Source organism: Nonomuraea jiangxiensis, from assembly GCF_900099965.1.
GTDB classification, from domain to species: domain Bacteria; phylum Actinomycetota; class Actinomycetes; order Streptosporangiales; family Streptosporangiaceae; genus Nonomuraea; species Nonomuraea jiangxiensis.
Genome location: NZ_FNDJ01000010.1, coordinates 103,017 through 123,585, shown reverse-complemented (window position 1 = coordinate 123,585; position 20,569 = coordinate 103,017). Strand labels below are relative to the sequence as shown.

Below are 20,569 nucleotides of genomic sequence, written 5' to 3'. Positions count from 1 at the left end.
GGCACCTGCGCACGCATCGTCGAGGGGGAACCGTGTCCGACGACGTCACCGCTCAGAGAGCCCGGCCCGCGCTCGCGGCGCTGCACGGCCGGGACGCGGAACGGCACGCGATCGACGAGATGATCCGGCGGCTCGGCGCGCGGCTCAGCGACACGCTCGTTCTCGCCGGCGAGCCGGGCTTCGGCAAGACCCGGCTGCTCCAGGCGGCGGCCTCGGCGGCCTCGGCCGCGGGGCTGCGGGTGCTCACCATCTCCGGCGTCGAGTCGGAGCTTCCCCTCGGCTTCGCCGCGCTGCATCACCTGCTCGCGCCGTTCCTCGATCGGCTCGAACGGATCCCCGGCCCCCAGGGCGACGCCCTGCGGCGGGCGTTCGGGCTGATGCACGGCCCCCCGCCGGACCAGTTCCTGATCGGTCTGGCCACCCTCAGCCTGCTCGCCGAGATCGCGTCCGACCGGCCACTGCTCTGCCTGGTCGACGACGCGCACTGGCTCGACCGCGACTCCGCCCAGGCGCTCGCGTTCGTCGGCCGGCGGCTGCACGCGGAGGGGGTCGGGGTGATCGTCGCGCTCCGCGAATCCGGGGCCGCGCTCTTCGAGGGCCTGCCGGTGCGCCCCGTCCGCGGGCTGCGTGACGCGGCCGCCCGCCGGCTGCTCGCGGAGTGCGTCGCCGGGCCGCTCGACGACGCGGTGGCCGAGCAGGTGGTGGAGCAGACCGGCGGCAACCCGCTCGCGCTCATCACCCTCGCCACCGCCCTCTCGCCGGAGCAGCTCGCGGGCCACACCGAGCTGCCGGTACGGCTCCCGCTGGGCGCGCACCTGGAGACGTACTTCCTGGGCCAGGTACGGGCGCTGCCCCCGGCCACCAGGGAGCTGCTGCTCGTCGCCTCGATCGCGCCCGCGCACGACCAGGCGCTGCTCTGGCGGGCCGGGGCGCTGCTGGGCCTGTCCCCGGTGGACGCCGACCCGGCGCTCGCCAAGGGCGTCCTGCTGCTCGGTGACCTGGCCGGCGGCAGCGTCACCTTCCGGCACCCGCTCATCCGGGCCGCGGTCTACAACGCCTCCACGCCGGCCGATCGCCGCCGCGCGCACCGCGCGCTGGCGGACTCCAGCGATCCCGTGCTCGACCCCGACACCCGGGCCTGGCACCTCGCCGCCGCCACCGCGGGCACCGACGAGGGCGTCGCCCGGGACCTGGAAGCCTCCGCCGAGCGGGCCGGAGCGCGCGGCGGCTACACCACCCAGGCCGCCTTCCTGGCCCGCGCGGCCGAGCTCAGCCCGGACGCACCGGCACGCGGCGGCCGGCTGCTCGCCGCGGCCGGGGCGTACCTGGTCGCCGGGGACATCGCCGCGGTCCGCCGGCTGCTCGACCAGGCGCGGCCGATGCTGCACACCCCGATCGCCCGGGCGATGGGCGAGCGGCTGCGCGCCGCCGTCGCCAACTTCGACGACCGAATAGCGCACGCGCCCGCGATCCTGATGGACGCCGCCGCCGCGCTCGGCGGCCGGGACGAGCGGCTGACCCGGGTGATTCTCCGGGAGGCGATGGAGACCGCCATGGTCGCGCTGGAGCACACGGCCGGAACCACGCCGCTCGAGGTGGCCCGCGCCGTGCTCGCCGTACCGGCCGATCCGGCGGGGACGGCGGCCGACCTGCTGGCCCGGGCGTTCGCCACCCGGGTCACGGCCGGGTACCGGGTAGCGGTGCCGCTGATGCGGGCCGCGGTCGCCGAGCTGTGCACGGCGGAGCGGCTCAGCGAGGACGGCATGCCGCTCGCGCTGCTCGGCGGGCTGGCCGCCGACGAACTCTGGGACGAGCAGGGCCGGTCGGCGCTGCTGCGCCGGCTGACGGCGTCCGCCCGCGAAAGCGGGGCGCTGCACGCCCTCCGGGTGACGCTCACGCTGCTCGCCGGCAGCGAGCTGCGCGCGGGCCGGATCGCCGTCGCCGACGGGCACTACGCCGAGAACTTCGACCTGTACGCGATGAGCGGGGTGATGCCGCGGGGCGGCCCGCAGTGGCAGATCGAGCAGCTGGTCTGGCAGGGCCGCGAGCAGGAGGCCCGCGCCGCCGCCGACCAGATCGCCGTCGTCGCGGTCCAGAACGTCCCGGCCCTGGTCAACCAGGCGGCCCTGGCCATGACGGTGCTGGAGGTGAGCCTCGGCAACTACCGTGAGGCGCTCGACCGGGCCCGCCCGCTGTTCGACCGTGACCCGCCCGGCAACGGCAACCGCGTGCTGCCCGACCTGGTCGAGGCGGCGGTACGGGCAGGCGACCCCGACACGGCACGGCAGGCGCTGGCGCGGCTGGAGGAGCGGGCGCCGATCAGCGGCATGCCCTGGGGACTCGGCCTGCTCGCGCGCAGCCGTGCGCTGCTCGGCGAGCAGACCGGCGGCGCCGCGGAGCCGCTCTACCGGCAGGCGCTGGAGCTGCTCGGGCGTACCCGGATGCGCACCGACCTGGCCCGCACCCACCTGCTGTACGGAGAATGGCTCAGGCGGCACCGGCGCCGCGGCGAGGCCGGGGCGCAACTGCGTACCGCGCACGAGATGTTCGCCGGGATGGGCGCCGGGATCTTCACCGAGCGCGTCCGGGTGGAGCTGGCCGCGACCGGCGAGCGGGTCGCGCCCCCGGCCACGCCGGTCGGCCCCGCGCTCACCCCGCAGGAAACCAAGATCGCCGCCCTGGCCGCCGAGGGCGCGACGAACACGGAGATCGCCCGGCGGCTGTACGTCAGCACCTCGACCGTCGAATACCACCTCACCAAGATCTTCCGGAAGCTGCGGCTCACCTCCCGGCGGCAGCTGCGCGAGCTGTTCAAGGACGGCTGACCCCCGGCTTCTGGACACACTGGGGTGTTTCCCTGATTCGGCGGCCCGCCCCGGTGGGGTTCCATGAGGACGACCGGTCAAAGCGACGCAGGGAGGAGGAAACGGTGCTCGCTCATGATCCGCACACCGCCGGGCCCGGCCGGCACCGGGCTCTGCGTTCCTTGAGGTACGCCGCAAGGCGAAGGGGCCCGTCGCCGTTCTCGACGCCCACACCATGTTCGTGAACAGCGCCGCCGCGGGCCTGCTGTCGTCCGCGGACCGCACGCTGTTGTGGGAGTGGGCCGGGCGGCTGCTGAGCACCGCGTCGCGGCACGGGCGGCTGACCCTGCCGTCGGTGACGCTGACCGGGCGATGCGAAGGCGTCTACGACGACCATGTCCTGACCGGCGCGGTGATCTGGCTGGACACCCGGCCGGCCGATCCCGGACCGGCCTGGTCCCGGCTCACCGATTCGGAGCGGACCGTCGCCGAGCACGTCGCCCGGGGGCTCACCAACAGGGAGACGGCCGCCCTGCTGTTCATCTCGCCGCACACGGTCGACTACCACCTGCGGCAGGTGTTCCGGAAGTTCCAGGTGCGGTCCCGGGTGGAGCTGGCCCGGCTGATGGCGATCCAGGCGGGTTGAGCCGAACACGGCGTGCGTGGGCCCCGGATGGTCGAGGACTACGTGTTCACGTGGGGTGGCTCGCCGGCCGGGTCCCTAGCGTGATGGGCGCGTCCGCGCTCGGCACGGCGTCCCGATCCTCCGGGCGCGGAACCGCGAATCACCCGTACCGTAGGGAAAGGCAGCGCCCACTTGACCGACATAGGGCTCTCCGGCGAACCGTTCTGGTTCCTCGGCGGCCGTACCCGGATCCTCGTCCCCGGCGAGGCGACCGGCCGCTCGATGAGCGTGCTGATGTTCGACGACGCCCAGGGGCAGGCGCCTCCGCTGCACGTGCACGACGGCGAGGACGAGCTGTGGATCGTCCTCGACGGTGAGATCAGCTTCTTCGTCGGCGACGCCCGGCACGACCTGGCGGCCGGTCAGGTCGCGCACGGTCCGCGCGGCGTCCCGCACAGCTACCTGGTGCGGTCGCCGCGATCACGGATGGCCGTCGTCTACGCCCCGTCCGGGATCGAGGAGTGGTTCCGGACGAACGGCTCGCCCGTCTCCTCGATGGACGAGGCCCCGCCCGCGTTCGACCTCGGCGCGATCGTCGCCTCGGCCGAGACGTTCCGGCTCCACGTCGCGGGTCCCCCGCCTTCGGCTTGATCACCTGCTGAGAGGTCACCATGAGCACTCCCGTCATCTTCATTCACGGACTGTGGCTGCACGCCACCTCCTGGACTCCCTGGATCGGCCTGTTCCAGGAGGCCGGCTACGCGCCGAGCGCGCCCGGCTGGCCCGGCGACGGCGCGACCGTCGAGGAGTCCAGGGCGAACCCTGAGGCCATCGCCGGTCACGGCATCGACGACGTCGTCGAGCACTACGCGAAGATCATCAATGGTCTGCCCGAACGGCCGATCCTGGTCGGCCACTCCTTCGGCGGCATGATCGCCCAGAAACTGCTCGGGCTGGACCTCGCGGTCGCCGCCGTCGCGATCGACGCCGCGCAGATCAAGGGCGTGCTGCCGGTGCCACTGACCGCGCTGCGCTCGGCGCTGCCGGTGTTCCGCAACCCCGCCAACCGCAACCGGGCCGTGTCGCTCACCGAGGATCAGTTCCGGTACGCCTTCGGCAACGCCGTCTCCGAGCAGGAGTCCGCCGAGCTGTACCGGCGCTGGAGCATCCCGGCCCCCGGAAAGCCGCTGTTCGAGGCCGCGGCGGCCAACTTCGACCCGCACTCGCCCGCCAAGGTGGCGACCGGGAACGAGGCGCGCGGCCCGCTGCTGCTGATCACCGGCGGGCGGGACCACACCGTGCCCGAGGCCGTCACCCTGGCCACCCTGAAGCAGTACAGGCACTCCGCCGCGGTCACCGACTTCCACGAATTCCCTGACCGGGCGCACTCGCTCACCATCGACAGCGGCTGGCGCGAGGTCGCCGACGTCACGCTGGCCTGGCTCGCCCGCCAATCGCTCTGAACCCGATCACCGAACGGACGAGAATGTCGAACCTATCCGTGGCCGCCCGAGCGAAATGGCGATCACTATCCTCCCGGCGCTGGCCAAGCACTACACCGTGATCGCCCCTGACCTGCGCGGGGCGGGCCGGAGCGACGCACCCGCCGGCGGCTACGACAAGAAGACGATGGCCGCCGACATCCATGGCCTGCTCGACCGGCTCGGCCTCGACCGCGACATCCGCCTGGTGGGCCACGACATCGGCACCATGGTCGCGTACGCCTACGCCGCCGCGCACCCTCGCGACGTGCGCAGGCTGGTGCTGAGCGAGGCGCCCATCCCGGACAAGAGCCTCTACGGCTTCGCGTCGCTCACCGCGCAGGGCCCCGGAGCGTGGCACTTCGGCTTCTTCAGCCTGACGAACGGGCTGCCCGAGCAGCTCATCGACGGGAACGAGGAGGTCTGGGTGGACCGCTTCACCGACTCCCTCGAAGTCCGCAAGGGCGCCATCGGGCCGGCACAGGTCCGGGAGTTCGCCGGCTACCTGCGCGACGACGCCCACCTGCGGGCGAGCCTCGAATGGTTCCGTGCCTTCCCTGCCGACATCGCCGACAACGCCCGCTACCGCAGGACGAAGCTCACCATGCCGGTGCTCGCCATCGGCGCGAGCGGCAGCCTTGGCGATCTCGTCCCCACTCAGGTGCGGTCGTACGCCACCCACGTGACCGGACTCGTGATCGCGGACTCCGGCCACTGGATCTACGAAGAACATCCGGCCGAACTCACCCGGCGCCTACTCGCCTTCCTCGACTGAGAGCTGAATCCCTCATGATGAACCATCCCCTCCGCCGGCACGCCGCGGTGATCGCGCTGGCCGCCCTCGCCCTGTTCACGCTCAGCGTCCCGGCCTCGGCCGCCGGCCGTGCCGATCGCCCGAAGCCGACCATCGTTCTCGTGCACGGCGCGTGGGCCGACGCGTCGAGCTGGTCGGACGTGACCGGCCGGCTGCAACGGCTCGGGTACACCGTGCTCGCCGCGCCCAACCCGCTGCGCGGGCTCGGCGACGACGCCGCGTACCTGTCGGCGTTCCTGGCCCAGCGGACCAGCGGCCCGGTCGTCCTGGTCGGCCACTCCTACGGCGGCGCGGTCGTGACCAACGCGGCCGGCACCGACCCCGACGTGAAGGCGCTCGTCTACGTCAACGCGTTCGCGCCCGACAAGGGCGAGACGGTCCTCGGGCTGCAGGGCGACGGCGACCCGAGCGCGCTGTTCGACAGCGTGGCCTACCCTGGGGCGCCGACCGGAGACGTCGATCTCTACATCAAGCCGGCGGTGTTCCCGCAGGCGTTCGCCGGTGATCTGCCGGCCGCCACGGCCGCCCGGCTGGCAGCCGGGCAGCGCCCGATCACGCTGAGCGCGCTGCAGGAGCAGTCCGGGGCGCCCGCCTGGAAGACGCTGCCGAGCTGGTATCTGGTAGGCACCAAGGACGGCATCCTGCCGCCGTCGCTGCAGGTCACCATGGCCAACCGGGCGCACAGCCACGTCACCAAGGTCGCCGCGTCGCACCTGTCGATGTTGTCCCGGCCGCAGGCCGTGGTGGACGTCATCGTCGCCGCCGCCAAGTCCGTCCGCTGAACCCGTACGCGGCCTCGCCCCCGGGGGCGAGGCCGCGTCCAGCAGAAAGGTCCGTCATGGAGTTGCACCTGTCAGGCAAGACCGCCGTGGTCACCGGCGCGAGCAAGGGCATCGGGCTGGCGATCACCCGGGCGCTCGCCGCGGAGGGCGTCAGCGTGACCGCCGGAGCGCGGCACATCAGCGCCGAGCTGTCCGAGCTCGCGGCGGGGGGCCGCGTCCGCCCGGTCGCGGTGGACCTCGCCACCCTGGACGGCCCGGCCGAACTGGTCGAGGCCGCCGGTGCTGCCTTCGGCGGCCTGGACATCCTGGTCAACAACGTCGGCGCGGTACGCCCGCGCACCGGCGGCTTCGCGTCCGTCACCGACGTGGACTGGCTCGCCACCCTGACCGTCAACTTCCTGTCCGCGGTGCGCGCCACCCGCGAGGCGCTGCCGCTCATGCTCGGCCGCGGTGCCGGCACGATCGTGTCCGTCAACTCGGTCAACGCGTCGCTGCCGGACCCGCTGGTGATCGACTACAGCGCAGCGAAGGCGGCCCTGGCCAGTTTCAGCAAGTCCCTGTCGAAGGAGCTGGGGCCGCACGGGATCCGGGTCAACACCGTCAGCCCCGGGCCGGTCGCCACCGACCTGTGGCTCGGCGCGGACGGCGTCGCCGCCACGCTCGCCCGCCACAACGGCGGCGAGTCGCACGCGTTGGCGGAGCAGGCCGCCGCCGACTCGGTCACCGGCCGGTTCACCCGCCCGGACGAGGTCGCCGACCTCGTCGTCCTGCTCGCCAGCGAGCGCGCCGGCAACGTCACCGGCGCGGACTTCGTGATCGACGGCGGCCTGATCAGCACCCTGTGACCCGGGTGGCCGGCGATACGGGCGTGCGAGCGGTTGACGTCCCGCCGCGCGTGCCACATCCTCGCCCTCGTACGAAACGCCGGACTTACCGGCGATGCACTTTGGCGAGCTCGGCGAACAAGGCGATCGTGCGGTGCTGGTCCTCGGGAGATCCGACGGGGAAGATGATCAGCTCGGTGGCCCCGGCGTCGGCGAAGCGGCCCACCGTTTCTCCCACGAGGGCCTCGTCACCGACGACCAGGGTGTCGTCCGGTCCCGTGGAGCCCTGCCGATCGAGCAAGGCGCGGAAGGTGGGAAGCGTCGCGGCTTGGCGGAAGTCGGTGTTGACGCGCTGACGTGTGCCCTCCACGTCCGAGGTCACTGCCGCGAGCAGCCCGACGGCGATGCGTGGCGCCGCTCGTCCCGCCGCGGCGGTGGTGACGGTGGGAACCACGACGTCACCGAGGAAGCGGGGCGTCGTCCACATCGTGAGCGCGCCGTCGGCTCGTTCGCCGGCCAGGGTGAGCATGCGAGGCCCGTTCGCGGCGAGCAGGAGGGATGGCGGGTCCACCTCTGGGGCGGCGACGCCGCCGACCGCCGTGATCGACGTACCGCGGACCTCTACCTCCTCGCCCCGCAGGACGGGGCGGAGGACGTCCAGTATCTCCCGCGTGTGCCGTACGGGGGGCTGCCAGGTCAGCCCGTACCTGCTTTCGACGACCGGGGCGTGGCTCGGACCTATGCCGAGCGTCAGTCGCCCACCGGTCGCGGCGTGCGCGGTCAGCGCCTGGGCGGCCAGGGCGAGAGGATGTCGCGGATAGGTGCCCACGACGGACGTGGCCAGTTCGATGCCCGGTGCGCGGTCGCCCAGTGCGGCGAACACCGTCAGCGGGTCCCATCCGCCGTGCTCACCGAGCCAGAAACGCGAGAAGCCGCTCGCCGCCGCCCGCTCGATCTCCGTCAGAAGCTCCGGGAGGGGCGCGGCGCCGTAGCTCGACAGTCCGATTTCCATGTGGTCGGCTCCTCAGGCTCGCGCGGCGTTCCGGGGCAGGTCGGGGTCTGGTCCATGGCGTCGAGGCATGGTCCCTCCAATTGATTCGGGGCGCTCGTTCCGGTTATGACTGTACCGGAACGCGCGCCCCGATTAATCCACGGACCTGTGCTCCGGCGCTGCCAGCCCGGCCCTGATCACCGGGTAGACGCGGCGCATCAACTCGCTGTCACCACGGAAGCGCCGCATCGCCTGCAGGCCGACGATCAGAGTCTTGATGTCGGCCGCGTCCAGGTCGGACCGTACGGTCCCCGCGCGCTGGGCCTGGGCGAGGATCTCGGCCATCAGCCCCGTGAACTCCTTCTCGGCCTCGGGCAGGGCCGCCGCCAGGTCGAAGCCGATTCCCGCGAAGGCCTCCGTGAGCCCCAGGTCGGTCGCGCCCTGTTCGGCCATCTGGAAAAGGAACGCGTACAGCCCTTCTCCCGGGTCGGCGGCCGCCTGTTCGCGCGTCCGCTCGACGACCTGCCGCAACCGCTCGGCCACGATCGCCTGGAACAGCGACTCCTTGGTGGGGAAGTGCCGGTACACCGTGCCCGCGCCCACTCCCGCGCGGCGGGCGATCTCGTCGATCGGGACGCCCGCGCCCTCTTCGGCGAACGTCTCGTAGGCGACCTGCAAGACGCGAGCGCGGTTGCGGGCGGCGTCCGCGCGCAGTGGCCGGGATTTCTCAGTCACAACGGTCTCCTTGACAAGCGGGGCGCTCGTTCCGGTATGTTCCAAAACGGAACGAGCGCCCCGATTATATCTGGAGGAACCATGCCCCGACAGCGGTGGACCACCGCCGACGTGCCCGATCAGCGGGGCCGCGTCGCCGTGATCACCGGAGGCAACACCGGCATCGGTTTCGAAACCGCCAAGGCGCTCGCCGCGCGCGGAGCCTCCGTGGTCCTCGCCGTACGGGACACGACCAAGGGCAAGCGGGCGGCGGCCGAGATCGCCGCGATCGCCCCGGACGCCGACGTCACGGTGCAACGCCTGGACCTCGCCTCGCTGGCCTCCATTCGGGCGGCGGCCGACGAACTGCGGGCCACCCGTGACCGCATCGACCTGCTGATCAACAACGCCGGCATCATGTACGTCCCGCGAAAGACCACGGCGGACGGCTTCGAGCTGCAGTTCGGCACGAACCATCTGGGCCACTTCGCTCTCACCGGGCTACTGCTCGACAGGATGCTGCGCGTTCCCGGCTCTCGCGTGGTCACCGTCAGCAGTGCGGGGCACCGGCAGGGCGGACCGATCGACTTCGACGACATCAACTGGAACACCCGTGAGTACAGCCGGGTCGCCGCGTACGGGAACTCCAAACTGGCCAATCTGATGTTCACCTACGAACTCCAGCGCAGGCTGTCAGGAACGGCGGAGACCACCGCCGTCGCGGCTCATCCCGGGGGATCTGACACCGGAGGGTCCAGGACATCGGTGTCGCTTCAGCCGCTGTACTTCCGGGCACTGTTCGCCCTGGTCCGGCCCTTGCTGATCCAGCCCGCCGCGATGGGGGCGCTGCCCTCCCTACGTGCCGCGACCGACCCGGCCGTGCGGGGCGGCCAGTACCTGGGTCCGGACGGATTCCAGGAGAGCAGGGGACACCCGAAGGTCGTGACGTCGAGCGCACGGTCCTACGACGTGGCCGCCCAGCGCCGGCTGTGGACGCTCTCCGAGGAACTGACCCAGGTGACGTTTCCGGTATGACAGGCCGCGTGGGGACTCTGCGGGATGGGGTGGCGGGGTGGGGTCGGCCTGGGGGGTCTGCGGGTTGTCAGGCGGGGAGTCCCGCCTTCACCGCCGCCGTGATCAGGGCGCGTACCGGGAGCGGTGGCGTGTCCAGGAGGGCGGGCAGGTCGCTGTGGGTGGCCTCCAGCAGGCCCGCGTTCACGTTCGCGAACGTCGAGATCGTGTGTCCTGCCTGGTACGCCTCCAACCCCGCCAGCAGCGGCCGGAGCTCGCCCAGTGGCGCCGTCCGGTAGTCGACGGGCCGGTCGAGGGCGTCCGCCAGTGCCCGCGCGAGGTCGTGACCGCCGACCGCGTCGACCCCTTCCAGCTCGTACGTGCGCCCCGCGTGCCGCCGGGGTGCGCCCGTGGTCACGTCGGACCAGGCCTCGGCCGCCACGCGAACGGCGACGGCGGCCAGGTCCGCACGGGCCACCACGGAGAGCCGCCCGTCCCCGAGCGGCGCCGTGAACACCCCGCTCCGCGCTGCCGAGGCCGCGCCCGCCAGCGCCATCCCGGCCGCCAATTCGGCGTACAGCCCGTTGCGCAGCACGGTCACGTCGAAGGGCGCCTCCGCCAGGCGGGCCTCGGTCCAGCGGTGCGCGAGCGCGATGCTCAGCCGCTCCCCCGAGCCCGCCAGGCTGGTGTAGATCACGTGCTCCACGCCGGCCGCTGCCGCCGCCCGCATCACGGCGCCGTGGCGGGCCAGGACGACGTCGTCCTCGGCGTACCCGGCCGAGACGAACACCAGCACCCGCACCCCCGTGAACGCCTCCGCCAGCGTCTCGGGCCGGTCGAAGTCGGCGCGGCGGACCGGTTGCCCGTCACCCTTGCTACTGGCCCCGAGCAGCGCCTCGCCCGCGACCGGCCGCAGCCCGTCGAGGATCGCGCCGCCGAGCGCTCCGGAGACTCCCGTCACCATGATCATTTAAGACACCGCCTACTGTGAAACTCCAGATGGACCGCGCCCCAGCATGGGCCCCGGCCCGTGCTCGCCATAAGGAGGCACTTTCATGTCCGCCACGCACACGGAGGTAAGCGCCCAGGTCAACGGCCCCTGCGGGGACGACGACTGCGGGATCAGGGACGTGCTCGACCGCATCGGCGACAAGTGGACGGTGCTGGTCATCGTGGAGCTGAGCAAGGGGGTCAGGCGGTTCAGGGAGCTGCATCGGGCGATCCCCGGCATCTCACAGCGCATGCTGACATTGACCACCCGGCGGCTGTGGCGGGACGGGCTGGTCGAACGTACGGCGCACCCGACGATTCCGCCGCAGGTCGAATATCGGCTGACGCCGATGGGCCGCAGCCTCGCCGAGGCGGTCGAACGGCTGGCGGACTGGTCGCGGGCGTACAAGGACACCATGGCCCACGCCCGCGAGCAGTGGGACGCCGAACACGCGGGCGACGCCTGAGCCGGCGCCGATCGCGGCTCAGCCCTTGGCGATGGCCTCCTTGAGCTCCTCGGCCGAGTAACCCTGCACGTAGGCAGGCTTGTCCCGGGTGAAGCGGCGGCCCTCGCTGAGCGGGCCCGCGTCCACGACGTCGAAGCCGAAGGAGTCGATCAGTTCGGTGACGGCCTGCTTCGCCTCGGGGTCGTCACCCGCGATGGGGAGCGCGCGGCGGCCCTCGGTGCCACGCGGCACGCCCTGCGTGCCCAGGTCGCGGTAGTAGATCGCATTGAACGCCTTGACCACCCGGGACGTGGGCAGGTGGGCGGCGAGCAGTTCGCTGTCGGACGTCTCGCCGGAGTCGATCTCGGGGAAGCGCCCGTCCCGCTCGTGGTAGTAGTTGTTGGTGTCGATAACGATCTTGCCCGCGAGCGGCTCGACGGGGACCTCCCGGTAACGGCCGAACGGGATCGTCACCACCACAATGTCGCCCGCGGCCGCCGCCTCCGCGGCCGTCGCCGCCCGTGCGCTCGGGCCGAGCTCTGCCACGAGGTCGGAGAGTGTCTCCGGGCCCCGCGAGTTGCTCAGCACCACCGTGTGTCCGGCGTCGATGGCGAGCTTCGCCAGGGTGCCGCCTATGTAGCCGCTGCCGACCAGTCCGATAATCATGCGCGCCACAACAATGCCTCAGGCGGCGCGTATTCCCCCAGCTCAGCGCGGTGCGCGGGCGCCTGGTCCGGCGTCGGCGGCACCGGTGGGTCCGCCTTGGAACGGGTGCGCTAATCTCGCCGCGGCGTCGTGGTGCATCCATGCGGCGCCTCGGACCTGGGGAGAAACTGGTGCTGCGACGTCCTACGTTCCGCTGGACCGCCGGTCGTGCCAAGGCGGTTGCGCCGCTCGCCGTGGCGGGGGTGCTGGTGCTGGCCGGTGTCCCGGCGTGCGGGTCGTCCTCGCCGGTCACGCCCGCGGCGGCGAGCCCCACTTCGGACGAGGCCTCACCGGTCACGTCCGCCTCGGCCAGTGACGCCCCGAGCGCTGGTGACGCTCCCAGCGAGAGCGATGCCCCGGTCGGCGGGGGCGGGTCGCCCGCGTGTGCGGCGACGGACATCGAGGTGACTCTCACGGAGCAGCCGCAACGACGCGAGGGCGACAGCCGGATGGCGCTCGTCCAGCTCACGAACGCGTCCAGCCGTACGTGCGGGGTGGCCGGCCGACCGGTGATCGCCCTGGTGAACGCCGCCGGCGAGACGGTGACCGTGCCGACGAAGAACGTCGCCCAGCCGGGCGAATCGGTGCCGGCCGACCTGGCTCCGGGTACGGGGGCGTTCGCCGGTATCAAGTGGACGATCTGCGACAAGGCAGCCGCTGACTGCCCGGCCGGGAACACCGTCAAGGTCGGGCTCACGAAGGGCGGGCCGCTCGTGGCGGCGACCCTGGAGGGCTTCCCGAACCCGGAGCAGTCCGGCATCACCTTCAAGTCACTCCTGGTCGGCACCGTTCAGCCCAGCAGGCAGGGCGTCGTCGCCTGGTGACAGCACGCCGGGGGGTCCAGCGGCTGCGCTTCGGCAGGGGCGTCACGGGCCTCCCGGGGGCTACGCGCCGCCCCAGACCTGCCTGGCGGTGTTCGCGACCAGCTCCAGCTTGCGGCGTTGATCGTCGATGGTCAGCAGGTTGCCCCTGGCGGTGGAGGCGAAGCCGCACTGGGGGCTGAGGGCCAGGTTCTCCAGGGGTACGTACTTGGCGGCCTCGTCGATGCGCCGGCTCAGCTCGTCCGGGGATTCCAGGTGAGGGGTCTTGGAGGAGACCAGGCCGAGGACCACCGTGGTGCCGTCGGGGACGAAGCGCAGCGGTTCGAAGCCGCCCGCGCGGTCGGTGTCGTACTCCAGCAGGAAGCGGTCCACCGGGACCTCGCCGAACAGGCGTTCCGCGATGGGCTCGTAGCCGCCCCTGGACATCCAGGCGCTGCGGTTGTTGCCCCGGCAGATGTGCATGCCGACCGTGACGTCGGGGTTCATGGCCTTGGCGGCGCGTACGACTTCGGTGTCCACCGCGATCGTCATGTCGAGGATGCCGTCCGGGCCGGGGCCGTCGGGGCCGAGCAGGCGCATGCGGAACTCGGGGTCGATGACGTGGTTGTAGCCCAGCGAGTCGAGCTGGATCCAGGTCACGCCGCGCTCCAGCAGCCCCTTGATCTCGTTGATGCGCAGGGCGACGAGGTCGCGCACCATGTCGGCGGGTGTGGGGTAGGCCGCCAGGCTGAGGTCGGGGCGCCACAGGAGGTTGCCCATGGACGAGCTCATCATTGTGATCTTGAACTGGCCGGGGGCGTGCCTGGCCAGGAAGTCGGCCTCGGTGAAGGTGAGGTTCCGCTTCTGGGTGAGCTTGGCGTTCGTGGCCACCATGTCCCAGACGGTGTCCTCGTACCGTGGGGCGCCGTCCTCGCGGAACCAGCCTCCCTCGGGCAGCCGGACGGACACCACGCCGCCGAGCGACTCCAGCAGGCCGGCCATCCAGGTGGCCCGCCGGACCTCGCCGTCGGTGAAGACCTCGATCCCGGCCTCGCGCTGCAGCTTGATCGCGGCCAGCGCCGCGTCGTCCTCCAGTCGCGCCAGCTCCTCCCCGGTCATGTAGCCACGCTCGCACGCGTGCCGGGCCTCCAGCAGTTCGGGCGGCCGCAGGAGGCTTCCCACGTGCTCGGCGTGGTGGGTCGCGGGCATACTTCCTCCTCGAGGTCGGTACGCGGGAGAACGTGGTATCCGCGCCGGCCGTGCGGCCGACGGTCAACCATCACTTTCCGCTGATCTACGTAGGTCGTCCACCCCCGCGCGTTAGGTGGTGGCTGGCGAATCTTGCCGGGACCTTGCCGAATCCGTGGCGGGCAACATCTCACTGTCTGTGGCGGGCCAGGGTGGAATGGGCGATGTCGTGCATCGGGAGGCAGGAGGGCCGGAGTGCTCGATCGGGTCCGTGAGGCCGCGGGGACGGCGCTGGTGGACGACGCCGGCGCGGTCATCGAGGCCGCGGCCGCCATGTCCGAGCGGTTCCGGGGCGGTGGCAGGCTGCTGGCCTTCGGCGGGGCCGCGGACGCGGCGCACGTCGCGGTGGAGTTCACCCATCCGGTGATCGTGGGCAAGCGCGCGCTTCCGGCGTTCTGCCTGGGTGGCGAGCCCGCCCTGCTGCCGGTGCTGGGCCGGGCCGGGGACATCGCCGTGGGGATCCGGCCCGCCGCGGGTGACCTCGTCGTCGCCCGGGGGCTCGGCATGCTGACCGTCGCGCTGACGGCGAACGAGGCGTGTGCTGAGGCCGATCACCCGCTGGTCGCGCGGAGTGACGATCCGCTGGTCGCCCGGGAGATCCACATCACGATGTACCACCTGCTGTGGGAGCTGGTCCACGTGTTCCAGGAGGCGGGCTCGTGAGCGGGCGGCCGGAGGACGGGGCGGTCTGCGAGTCCTCCTGCCTGACGTGCGGTGACATCGCGGTCCAGGTGCGGGTGGTGAGCCTGTTGCCGGCGGGGCTGGCCCTGGTGGACACCGGTTCGGGGACCGAGGAGATCAGCGTGGCGCTGGTGGCGGCGCGGGTCGGCGACACCGTGCTGGTGCACGCCGGCGAGGCCATAGTGGTGATCGAGGACGGGATCGGTGACGACACGTCGCCGTGAGCGGAGGGGGGAAGCCGTGACGGGGACGCTGTATCCGTTTCTGCGGCGGGATCCGCTTGACCTGCGGGCGTCCACCGAGGCCAAGGCGCGAGAGAGCCTGGAGTTGCGGCGGCGGGTGCTCGGCGAGCTGTCGCCGGCGCTGGGGGTGGCCGCGGCGGCGATGGCCGCGGCCTTCCGGGGCGGCGGGCGGCTGTTCGCCTTCGGCAACGGGGGCAGCAGTACGGACGCGCGGTCGATGGCCGCGCTGTTCACCGGGCGTGGCCTGCCCGCGGTGTCGCTGGCCGACGACTCGGCGCTGGTGACGGCGCTGGGCAACGACGTCGGGTTCGACGTGGTGTTCGCCCGGCAGATCGCGGCGCTGGGCGGGGCGGGCGACATCGCCTGCGCCCTGTCCACGAGCGGCGGGTCGGCGAACGTGGCGCGGGGGCTGGCGCAGGCCGGTGACCGGCGGATGGTGACGGTCGGATTCGCCGGGTCGGGGGGCGGGCGGATGGCCGCGGACCGGCTGGCCGAGCACCTGTTCGTGGTCCCGTCCGCGTCGGTGCACCGTATCCAGGAGGCGCAGGCGACGCTCTACCACGTGCTGGCGGAGCTGGTGTCGGCAGAGGTCGCAAAATAGCGGGTCTCGGTGGGCCGGGGTCAGCAGATGCGGGGTAGAGGGTCGCCGACCAGGACGTCCACCACCCGGGTGCCGCCGAACGTGGTACGCAGCAGGACCAGGCCGGGCGGGTCGTCCGCGACGGTGCCGATGATCTCGGCCTCCGAACCCAGCGGGTGCCCGCGGAGCGTGTCGAGGGCCTGGGCGGCGTGCTCGCCGTCGACGACCGTCACGAAGCGGCCCTCGCAGGCCACGTAGAGGGGGTCGAGGCCGAGGAGCTCGCAGACGCCGGTGACCTCGGGGCGTACCGGGATCTTCTCCTCCTGCAGCACGACGGCCACCTCCGAGGCGACGGCCACCTCGTTGATTACCGTGGCGATGCCGCCCCTGGTGGCGTCGCGCAGGGTTCTGACGTGCTGCGGGATCGCCCGCAGCAGGTCCGCGACGATGCCGTGCAGCGACGCGGTGTCGGAGGTGATCGGGGCTTCTATGTCGAAGTCGCCCCTGGCCAGCATGATGGCGGCGCCGTGCGCGCCGATCGGGCCGGACACGATGACGGCGTCGCCCGGCCGCGCGCCCGCGGCGGTCAGCGTGACCGGCTGCTCGATCAGCCCGACCCCGGCCGTGGTGATGTAGCAGCCGTCGCCCTTACCGCGCGGGACGACCTTGGTGTCCCCGGTGACGATCGTCACCTCGGCGGCTGCCGCGGCGGCGGCCATGGAGGCGGTGACGCGCCGCAGGTCGGCGACCGGGAAGCCCTCCTCCAGGATGAAGCCGGCCGACAGGTGGCAGGGCCGGGCGCCGCACATGGCCAGGTCGTTCACGGTGCCGTTGACGGCCAGGTCGCCGATGTCCCCGCCGGGGAAGAACAGCGGCGAGACCACGAACGAGTCGGTGGTGAAGGCCGCGCGGGCGTCCTCCAGCCGCAGGATCGCGCCGTCGTCCAGGGGCGCGAGCAGCGGATTGCGGAACGCCTCCAGGAAGACCGCCTCGATCAGGGTGTGGGTGGCCTTGCCGCCGGCCCCGTGGGCGAGCGTGATGCGCTCCTCCCGGACCACGGGCTTGCGCCGCCGGACCCGCTCGATGCGGTCGAGTACCTGCTGTTCGCGGCTCATGCCCGGCTCGCCTCCCCCGCCAGCGGCTCATCGGCCGCCGCACGCATGCGTTCCCGGGAGAAGCGCCCGAAGTTGTAGTACGCGGCGCAGGCCCCCTCCGAGGACACCATGCAGGTGCCGATCGGCGTCTCGGGCGTGCAGGCGGTGCCGAAGACCTTGCACTCCCACGGCTTGAGCACCCCCTTGAGCACCTCGCCGCACTGGCACGACCTGGGGTCGGCGACGCGTACCCCGGGCAGGTCGAAGACGCGTTCGGCGTCGAAGGCCGCGTAGTCCTCCGCCATGGCCAGCGCGGAGTGCGCGATGAAGCCGAGCCCGCGCCACTCGAAGTGCGGGCGCAGCCGCATCACCTGGCCGATGGCCGACAGGGCGACGCGGTTGCCGTGCCAGGGCACCACGCGGGCGTACTGGTTCTCCACCTGGCAGCGGCCCTCGGCGAGCTGGCCGAGCAGCATGTGCACCGAGGTGAGGATGTCCAGCGGCTCGAACCCGGCGACCACCATCGGTTTGCCGTAGTCGTGGGCGATGAACTCGTACGGCTGGCAGCCGATCACCGCCGACACGTGCCCGGGACCGATGAACCCGTCGAGGCGCAGGTCCGGCGAGTCGAGGATGGCCTTGATCGCCGGAATGATCAGGACGTGGTTGCAGAAGACGGAGAAGTTCGACAGGCCCTCGGCCGCCGCGCGCAACACGGTCACGGCGGTGGACGGCGCGGTGGTCTCGAAGCCGATGGCCATGAACACGACCCGCCGGTCCGGATTGGCCCGCGCGATCTTGAGCGCGTCCAGCGGCGAGTACACCATCCGGATGTCGGCGCCCTCCGCCTTGGCGTCCAGGAAGCTGCCCGACCCGCCGGGCACCCGCATCATGTCGCCGAACGACGTCATGATCACGTCCGGCTGGCGGGCGATGTGGATGGCGTCGTCCACCCGGCCCATCGGGATCACGCAGACCGGGCAGCCCGGGCCGTGCACGAGGTTCACCTCGGGCGGCAGGTGGTCCTCCAGGCCGTGCTTGTAGATCGTGTGGGTGTGGCCGCCGCACACCTCCATGAACGTGTACCGGCGTCCCGGCCGGCAGGCGGCGGCGATCCGCTCGCCCAGGGCCCGCGCCCGGTCGGCGTCGCGATACTCATCGACGAAACGCATCCGTCCCCCTCAAGCGCCGTCCGAGGCGCGCAGCGCTTCAAGCTCGTCCTCGTACGGCTGCCCGAGCTCCTGTAGGTAGTCGAGCACCGCCTGCGCCTCCCGTTCGGAGATCTTGGACAGCGCGAACCCGACGTGCACGAGCACCCAGTCGCCCGGCTGCAGCCGCTCGTCGGCGAGCAGGCCGATGTTGATGCGCCGGCGCACGCCGCCGACCTCCACCACGGCCAGGTCGCTCGGCTCCTCGACGAACTCGACCAGCTCACCGGGGATGCCGAGACACACCGGGCACCTCCTCGACGAAGGTGACCGACTCCAGGACCAGTTCGTCGCCGCCGCTGAGCTCCACGGCGTCGTCGCCGCAGTGCGGGCAGGCGGCCAGCACGTCCACCGACTTGGAACGGCCGCCGCACGCGCGGCAACCGATCGTCATCGGAGTGACGACCAGCTCCACCGTCGCGTCCTGGACGGGGGTGCCCGCCGCGGCGAGCGCGAAGGCCTGCTCGAAGGCGGCGTCCACGACGGCGTGCCGGGCGCCGACACGCACCCGGGCGGCCGTGACCTGCCTGCCTGCCCCTTGCTGCTGGATCAGCTCGACGAGGCCCTCGCACATCCCGATCTCATGCATGCTGCCCCTACATCCGCTCCATCTTCAGGTACCGGTGAATCTGCGGCCACTGGTGGGCGACGAACGCCGCCAGCCCGCAGAGCACGAGCAACGTCACCACGCGTGACTTCCACATCTCACATCACCTCACTGCGGGGCCCGAGCGCTCGGGCCGGTGTTTTCCGTAATCATGTCCATAACCAGGGACTTCACTAGGTTCGCCGCTTCGCCGATCATCGCGCGTACCGGCTCGCTGAGCTCGAACAGCGCCTCCTCGACCGTCGCCGGCTCGCAGCAGACCACCCGGACCCGATCGGGTACGCGGCCGAGCGTCCGGGCCAGCCACAGCACCCGGACGGGGTCCATGCCGTGGGTCTCCACCGGCGCGCCGGCACTGCCGTCCGCGACGTCCGGCAGGTCGGGGTCCAGGACGGTGAGCGTGCCTGGGGCGTGGCCGCGTGCGGCCGCGTCCACGAAGATCACGGCCGCGTAGTCGCGTTGCAGGGCGTAGGCCAGGTCCATGCCGCGGATGCCGAAGTCGACCACGTCCACGCCCGGGAGGGCGGGCTCCTCCGCCAGGCGGCGGACCACCTCGACGCCGAAGCCGTCGTCCCCGAGGAAGACGTTGCCGATGCCGGCGACCAGGACGCGGCCGGTCAGGCGCTCCCCCGGCTCGCCCAGCGGCTCGATCTCGTCAACGGAGTAGAAGAAGCGGTGGCCTGGCAGGCGGGCCTCGCCCAGGTCGCGGCCCGGGTCGTCGTCCAGCGTGACCGCGACGTACAGGATGCCCTCGTCGTCCTGCTCGACGCTCTCCACGATCGCCACGCGGCCGTCGAGCACGAGGTCGAAGATGTCGGCCCTGCCTGTCGGGCTCGGTGCTGTCGGGCCCTGTGTTGTTGGGCTCGACGCTGTTGGGCTTGTTTTGGGGTGCAGGCGGACGCGGCTGCCTGGGCCGACCAGTACGCCGGAGACGAGCACCTCGCCGGGGCCGCGCCTGGCCATCCGGGTCCAGAAGCCGTTCACGTGTGTGCTCCCGTCCTGCGCATGAGGCCGTGCAGCCGCATCAGCTGCTCCGGTGTGAGCGCGGTGCAGCGGTCGAGGATCTCGCGGCCCCGGGGGTCACCGTCGCGGATCTCCTGCTGCTCCTGTTCGCTGAGGGCGAGCACGCTCAGCGTGAGGAGCTGGTCGATCTCGGTGGCGTCGAACAGGTCGCCGGGGCTCTCCGGGGAGATCCGCGGGTGGTCGTAGAGAATGATCGGCGAGGCGAGCACGGTGTGCCGGTCGCCGTCCGGGCCGGCCAGCACCGGCCAGGCACCGACGTTGTGGCAGGACTCGACGTGGACGCGCAGCTCCGGCGGCGGGTCCATGAGCGAGACGAACCTGGCGCGCGGCGCGTGCAGCACGGTGTGCGCGGAGACCAGCGTGCGCTGGAGGGCCTCGTCGCGGGTGCCGCCGTCCCAGGGCGTGGTGTTGACCACCTCGACGGTGAGCCGGAACAGGCCGGGGGCCAACTGCTGCGCGCCGGCCTCGATCCGGCCGTTCAGCGCCTCCCAGGAGTACACCTCCTCCCCTCGGGCCGGGTCCGCCGTCCGGCGTTCCGTCCCGGCCGGGAGGTCGATCTCCGTGCCGGCGGGGGCGTGCGACAGGTCCTCCAGGACGAGTCCCGCGAGCTTCACCTCGCGCTCCCGCGCCTCCTGCCCGGGCGTTCCGTCGGCGGCGTGCGACACCACGTGCAGGAACCGCACACGTACGTCCACCTGGTCGCGCGGCTCGGCCTCGACGAGGCATTCGGTATGCATCAGCCACGGGTTCCCGTCGTGAGCCCGCCCGTACGCCTCGGGGTGCACGCCGCCGATCGTCCAGCGGTGCCGGTTCTTCAGCGCCGAGGCGCGGTACGGCCACAGCAGGTAGCCCTCGTACAGCACGGCCTGCGCGATCTGCCTGACCTGGTCCATGGGTCG

The 20,569-nt window shown here is 72.2% G+C and carries 25 protein-coding genes; 13 read left to right on the top strand and 12 right to left on the bottom strand.

The features are described 5' to 3' along the window. The first annotated feature begins 32 nt into the window (after window positions 1–32). From BLS95_RS22445 to BLS95_RS22415, 7 genes are all read left to right on the top strand, one after another. Window positions 33–2,825, top strand: a complete 2,793-nt coding sequence (locus BLS95_RS22445; RefSeq protein ID WP_218135925.1) for a helix-turn-helix transcriptional regulator — start codon at window positions 33–35, stop codon at window positions 2,823–2,825. Window positions 2,826–3,039: 214 nt separating this feature from the next. Further along, window positions 3,040–3,450, top strand: coding sequence for a helix-turn-helix transcriptional regulator (locus tag BLS95_RS22440; RefSeq protein WP_090934373.1), 411 nt, complete (start codon window positions 3,040–3,042; stop codon window positions 3,448–3,450). Between the two features lie 171 nt (window positions 3,451–3,621). After that, window positions 3,622–4,080: a cupin domain-containing protein gene (locus BLS95_RS22435; protein ID WP_218135924.1), complete on the top strand. Its 459-nt coding sequence runs from the start codon at window positions 3,622–3,624 to the stop codon at window positions 4,078–4,080. Between the two features lie 20 nt (window positions 4,081–4,100). Then, window positions 4,101–4,892, top strand: a complete 792-nt coding sequence (locus tag BLS95_RS22430; RefSeq protein ID WP_090934370.1) for an alpha/beta hydrolase — start codon at window positions 4,101–4,103, stop codon at window positions 4,890–4,892. A 55-nt stretch (window positions 4,893–4,947) separates the two neighbouring features. Next, the gene (locus BLS95_RS22425; protein WP_090934367.1) at window positions 4,948–5,685 is read left to right on the top strand and encodes an alpha/beta fold hydrolase; all 738 of its coding nucleotides are present in this window, start codon (window positions 4,948–4,950) and stop codon (window positions 5,683–5,685) included. A 14-nt stretch (window positions 5,686–5,699) separates the two neighbouring features. Next, on the top strand, window positions 5,700–6,506 hold the full coding sequence (locus tag BLS95_RS22420; RefSeq protein WP_218135923.1) for an alpha/beta fold hydrolase: 807 nt from the start codon (window positions 5,700–5,702) through the stop codon (window positions 6,504–6,506). A gap of 56 nt (window positions 6,507–6,562) precedes the next feature. Further along, on the top strand, window positions 6,563–7,351 hold the full coding sequence (locus tag BLS95_RS22415) for an oxidoreductase (RefSeq protein ID WP_090934364.1): 789 nt from the start codon (window positions 6,563–6,565) through the stop codon (window positions 7,349–7,351). Between the two features lie 85 nt (window positions 7,352–7,436). Here BLS95_RS22415 and BLS95_RS22410 read toward each other — a convergent pair whose 3' ends face one another. Both BLS95_RS22410 and BLS95_RS22405 read right to left on the bottom strand, forming a co-directional pair. Next, entirely contained in the window at window positions 7,437–8,342 is a 906-nt protein-coding gene (locus BLS95_RS22410) for a TIGR03564 family F420-dependent LLM class oxidoreductase (protein ID WP_218135922.1), read from the bottom strand. A 132-nt stretch (window positions 8,343–8,474) separates the two neighbouring features. Next, entirely contained in the window at window positions 8,475–9,056 is a 582-nt protein-coding gene (locus tag BLS95_RS22405; protein ID WP_090934362.1) for a TetR/AcrR family transcriptional regulator, read from the bottom strand. An 81-nt stretch (window positions 9,057–9,137) separates the two neighbouring features. Here BLS95_RS22405 and BLS95_RS22400 point away from each other — a divergent pair, with 81 nt between their 5' ends. Then, entirely contained in the window at window positions 9,138–10,070 is a 933-nt protein-coding gene (locus BLS95_RS22400) for an SDR family NAD(P)-dependent oxidoreductase (protein ID WP_090934359.1), read from the top strand. 67 nt (window positions 10,071–10,137) lie between these two features. On the opposite strand, the gene BLS95_RS22395 is transcribed toward BLS95_RS22400, so the two are convergent. Further along, entirely contained in the window at window positions 10,138–11,016 is an 879-nt protein-coding gene (locus BLS95_RS22395) for a Rossmann-fold NAD(P)-binding domain-containing protein (protein ID WP_090934356.1), read from the bottom strand. Between the two features lie 85 nt (window positions 11,017–11,101). Between BLS95_RS22395 and BLS95_RS22390 the strand changes: the two genes are divergently transcribed. Next, complete coding sequence (locus tag BLS95_RS22390; protein ID WP_090934353.1) at window positions 11,102–11,503, top strand: winged helix-turn-helix transcriptional regulator; 402 nt, start codon at window positions 11,102–11,104, stop codon at window positions 11,501–11,503. Window positions 11,504–11,521: 18 nt separating this feature from the next. Here the strand turns inward: BLS95_RS22390 and BLS95_RS22385 are convergent, their stop codons facing one another. Further along, window positions 11,522–12,148: an NADPH-dependent F420 reductase gene (locus BLS95_RS22385; RefSeq protein WP_090934973.1), complete on the bottom strand. Its 627-nt coding sequence runs from the start codon at window positions 12,146–12,148 to the stop codon at window positions 11,522–11,524. A 170-nt stretch (window positions 12,149–12,318) separates the two neighbouring features. Here BLS95_RS22385 and BLS95_RS22380 point away from each other — a divergent pair, with 170 nt between their 5' ends. Continuing rightward, on the top strand, window positions 12,319–13,011 hold the full coding sequence (locus BLS95_RS22380) for a DUF4232 domain-containing protein (RefSeq protein WP_143043835.1): 693 nt from the start codon (window positions 12,319–12,321) through the stop codon (window positions 13,009–13,011). A 60-nt stretch (window positions 13,012–13,071) separates the two neighbouring features. Here the strand turns inward: BLS95_RS22380 and BLS95_RS22375 are convergent, their stop codons facing one another. Continuing rightward, window positions 13,072–14,196, bottom strand: coding sequence for a cobalamin-independent methionine synthase II family protein (locus BLS95_RS22375; protein WP_090934348.1), 1,125 nt, complete (start codon window positions 14,194–14,196; stop codon window positions 13,072–13,074). Between the two features lie 234 nt (window positions 14,197–14,430). Here BLS95_RS22375 and BLS95_RS22370 point away from each other — a divergent pair, with 234 nt between their 5' ends. From BLS95_RS22370 to BLS95_RS22360, 3 genes are read left to right on the top strand one after another with little or no spacing between them, the layout of a single operon-like run. Then, window positions 14,431–14,898 carry a phosphoheptose isomerase family protein gene (locus tag BLS95_RS22370; RefSeq protein ID WP_090934344.1) on the top strand — a complete coding sequence of 156 codons (468 nt, stop codon included), beginning with the start codon at window positions 14,431–14,433 and terminating at the stop codon, window positions 14,896–14,898. Continuing rightward, a complete protein-coding gene (locus BLS95_RS22365) occupies window positions 14,895–15,140 on the top strand; it encodes a HypC/HybG/HupF family hydrogenase formation chaperone (protein WP_090934341.1) in 246 nt (81 codons plus the stop codon). Before BLS95_RS22370 ends, BLS95_RS22365 begins: the two co-directional genes overlap by 4 nt. A gap of 16 nt (window positions 15,141–15,156) precedes the next feature. After that, window positions 15,157–15,759 (top strand): D-sedoheptulose-7-phosphate isomerase, encoded by a 603-nt coding sequence (locus tag BLS95_RS22360; RefSeq protein WP_245765207.1) that lies wholly within the window; start codon window positions 15,157–15,159, stop codon window positions 15,757–15,759. Between the two features lie 20 nt (window positions 15,760–15,779). Here the strand turns inward: BLS95_RS22360 and hypE are convergent, their stop codons facing one another. Genes hypE through BLS95_RS22330 form a run of 7 tightly spaced genes read right to left on the bottom strand, consistent with a single transcriptional unit; the run spans window position 15,780 to window position 20,563 of the window. Further along, window positions 15,780–16,853 carry a hydrogenase expression/formation protein HypE gene (gene hypE, locus BLS95_RS22355; protein WP_090934335.1) on the bottom strand — a complete coding sequence of 358 codons (1,074 nt, stop codon included), beginning with the start codon at window positions 16,851–16,853 and terminating at the stop codon, window positions 15,780–15,782. Further along, window positions 16,850–18,004, bottom strand: a complete 1,155-nt coding sequence (gene hypD, locus BLS95_RS22350; RefSeq protein WP_090934332.1) for a hydrogenase formation protein HypD — start codon at window positions 18,002–18,004, stop codon at window positions 16,850–16,852. Before hypD ends, hypE begins: the two co-directional genes overlap by 4 nt. Before the next feature lie 9 nt (window positions 18,005–18,013). Beyond that, window positions 18,014–18,286 carry a HypC/HybG/HupF family hydrogenase formation chaperone gene (locus BLS95_RS22345; RefSeq protein ID WP_090934329.1) on the bottom strand — a complete coding sequence of 91 codons (273 nt, stop codon included), beginning with the start codon at window positions 18,284–18,286 and terminating at the stop codon, window positions 18,014–18,016. Then, window positions 18,264–18,629 carry a hydrogenase maturation nickel metallochaperone HypA/HybF gene (locus BLS95_RS22340; protein ID WP_090934326.1) on the bottom strand — a complete coding sequence of 122 codons (366 nt, stop codon included), beginning with the start codon at window positions 18,627–18,629 and terminating at the stop codon, window positions 18,264–18,266. Before BLS95_RS22340 ends, BLS95_RS22345 begins: the two co-directional genes overlap by 23 nt. Window positions 18,630–18,636: 7 nt before the next feature. Then, a complete protein-coding gene (locus BLS95_RS59845) occupies window positions 18,637–18,744 on the bottom strand; it encodes a DUF6893 family small protein (protein WP_425434745.1) in 108 nt (35 codons plus the stop codon). An 11-nt stretch (window positions 18,745–18,755) separates the two neighbouring features. Further along, entirely contained in the window at window positions 18,756–19,631 is an 876-nt protein-coding gene (locus BLS95_RS56955; RefSeq protein ID WP_218135921.1) for a hydrogenase maturation protease, read from the bottom strand. Continuing rightward, window positions 19,628–20,563 carry a hypothetical protein gene (locus BLS95_RS22330; protein ID WP_176993328.1) on the bottom strand — a complete coding sequence of 312 codons (936 nt, stop codon included), beginning with the start codon at window positions 20,561–20,563 and terminating at the stop codon, window positions 19,628–19,630. The genes BLS95_RS56955 and BLS95_RS22330 overlap by 4 nt, the downstream gene beginning before the upstream one ends. Window positions 20,564–20,569: the final 6 nt, after the last annotated feature.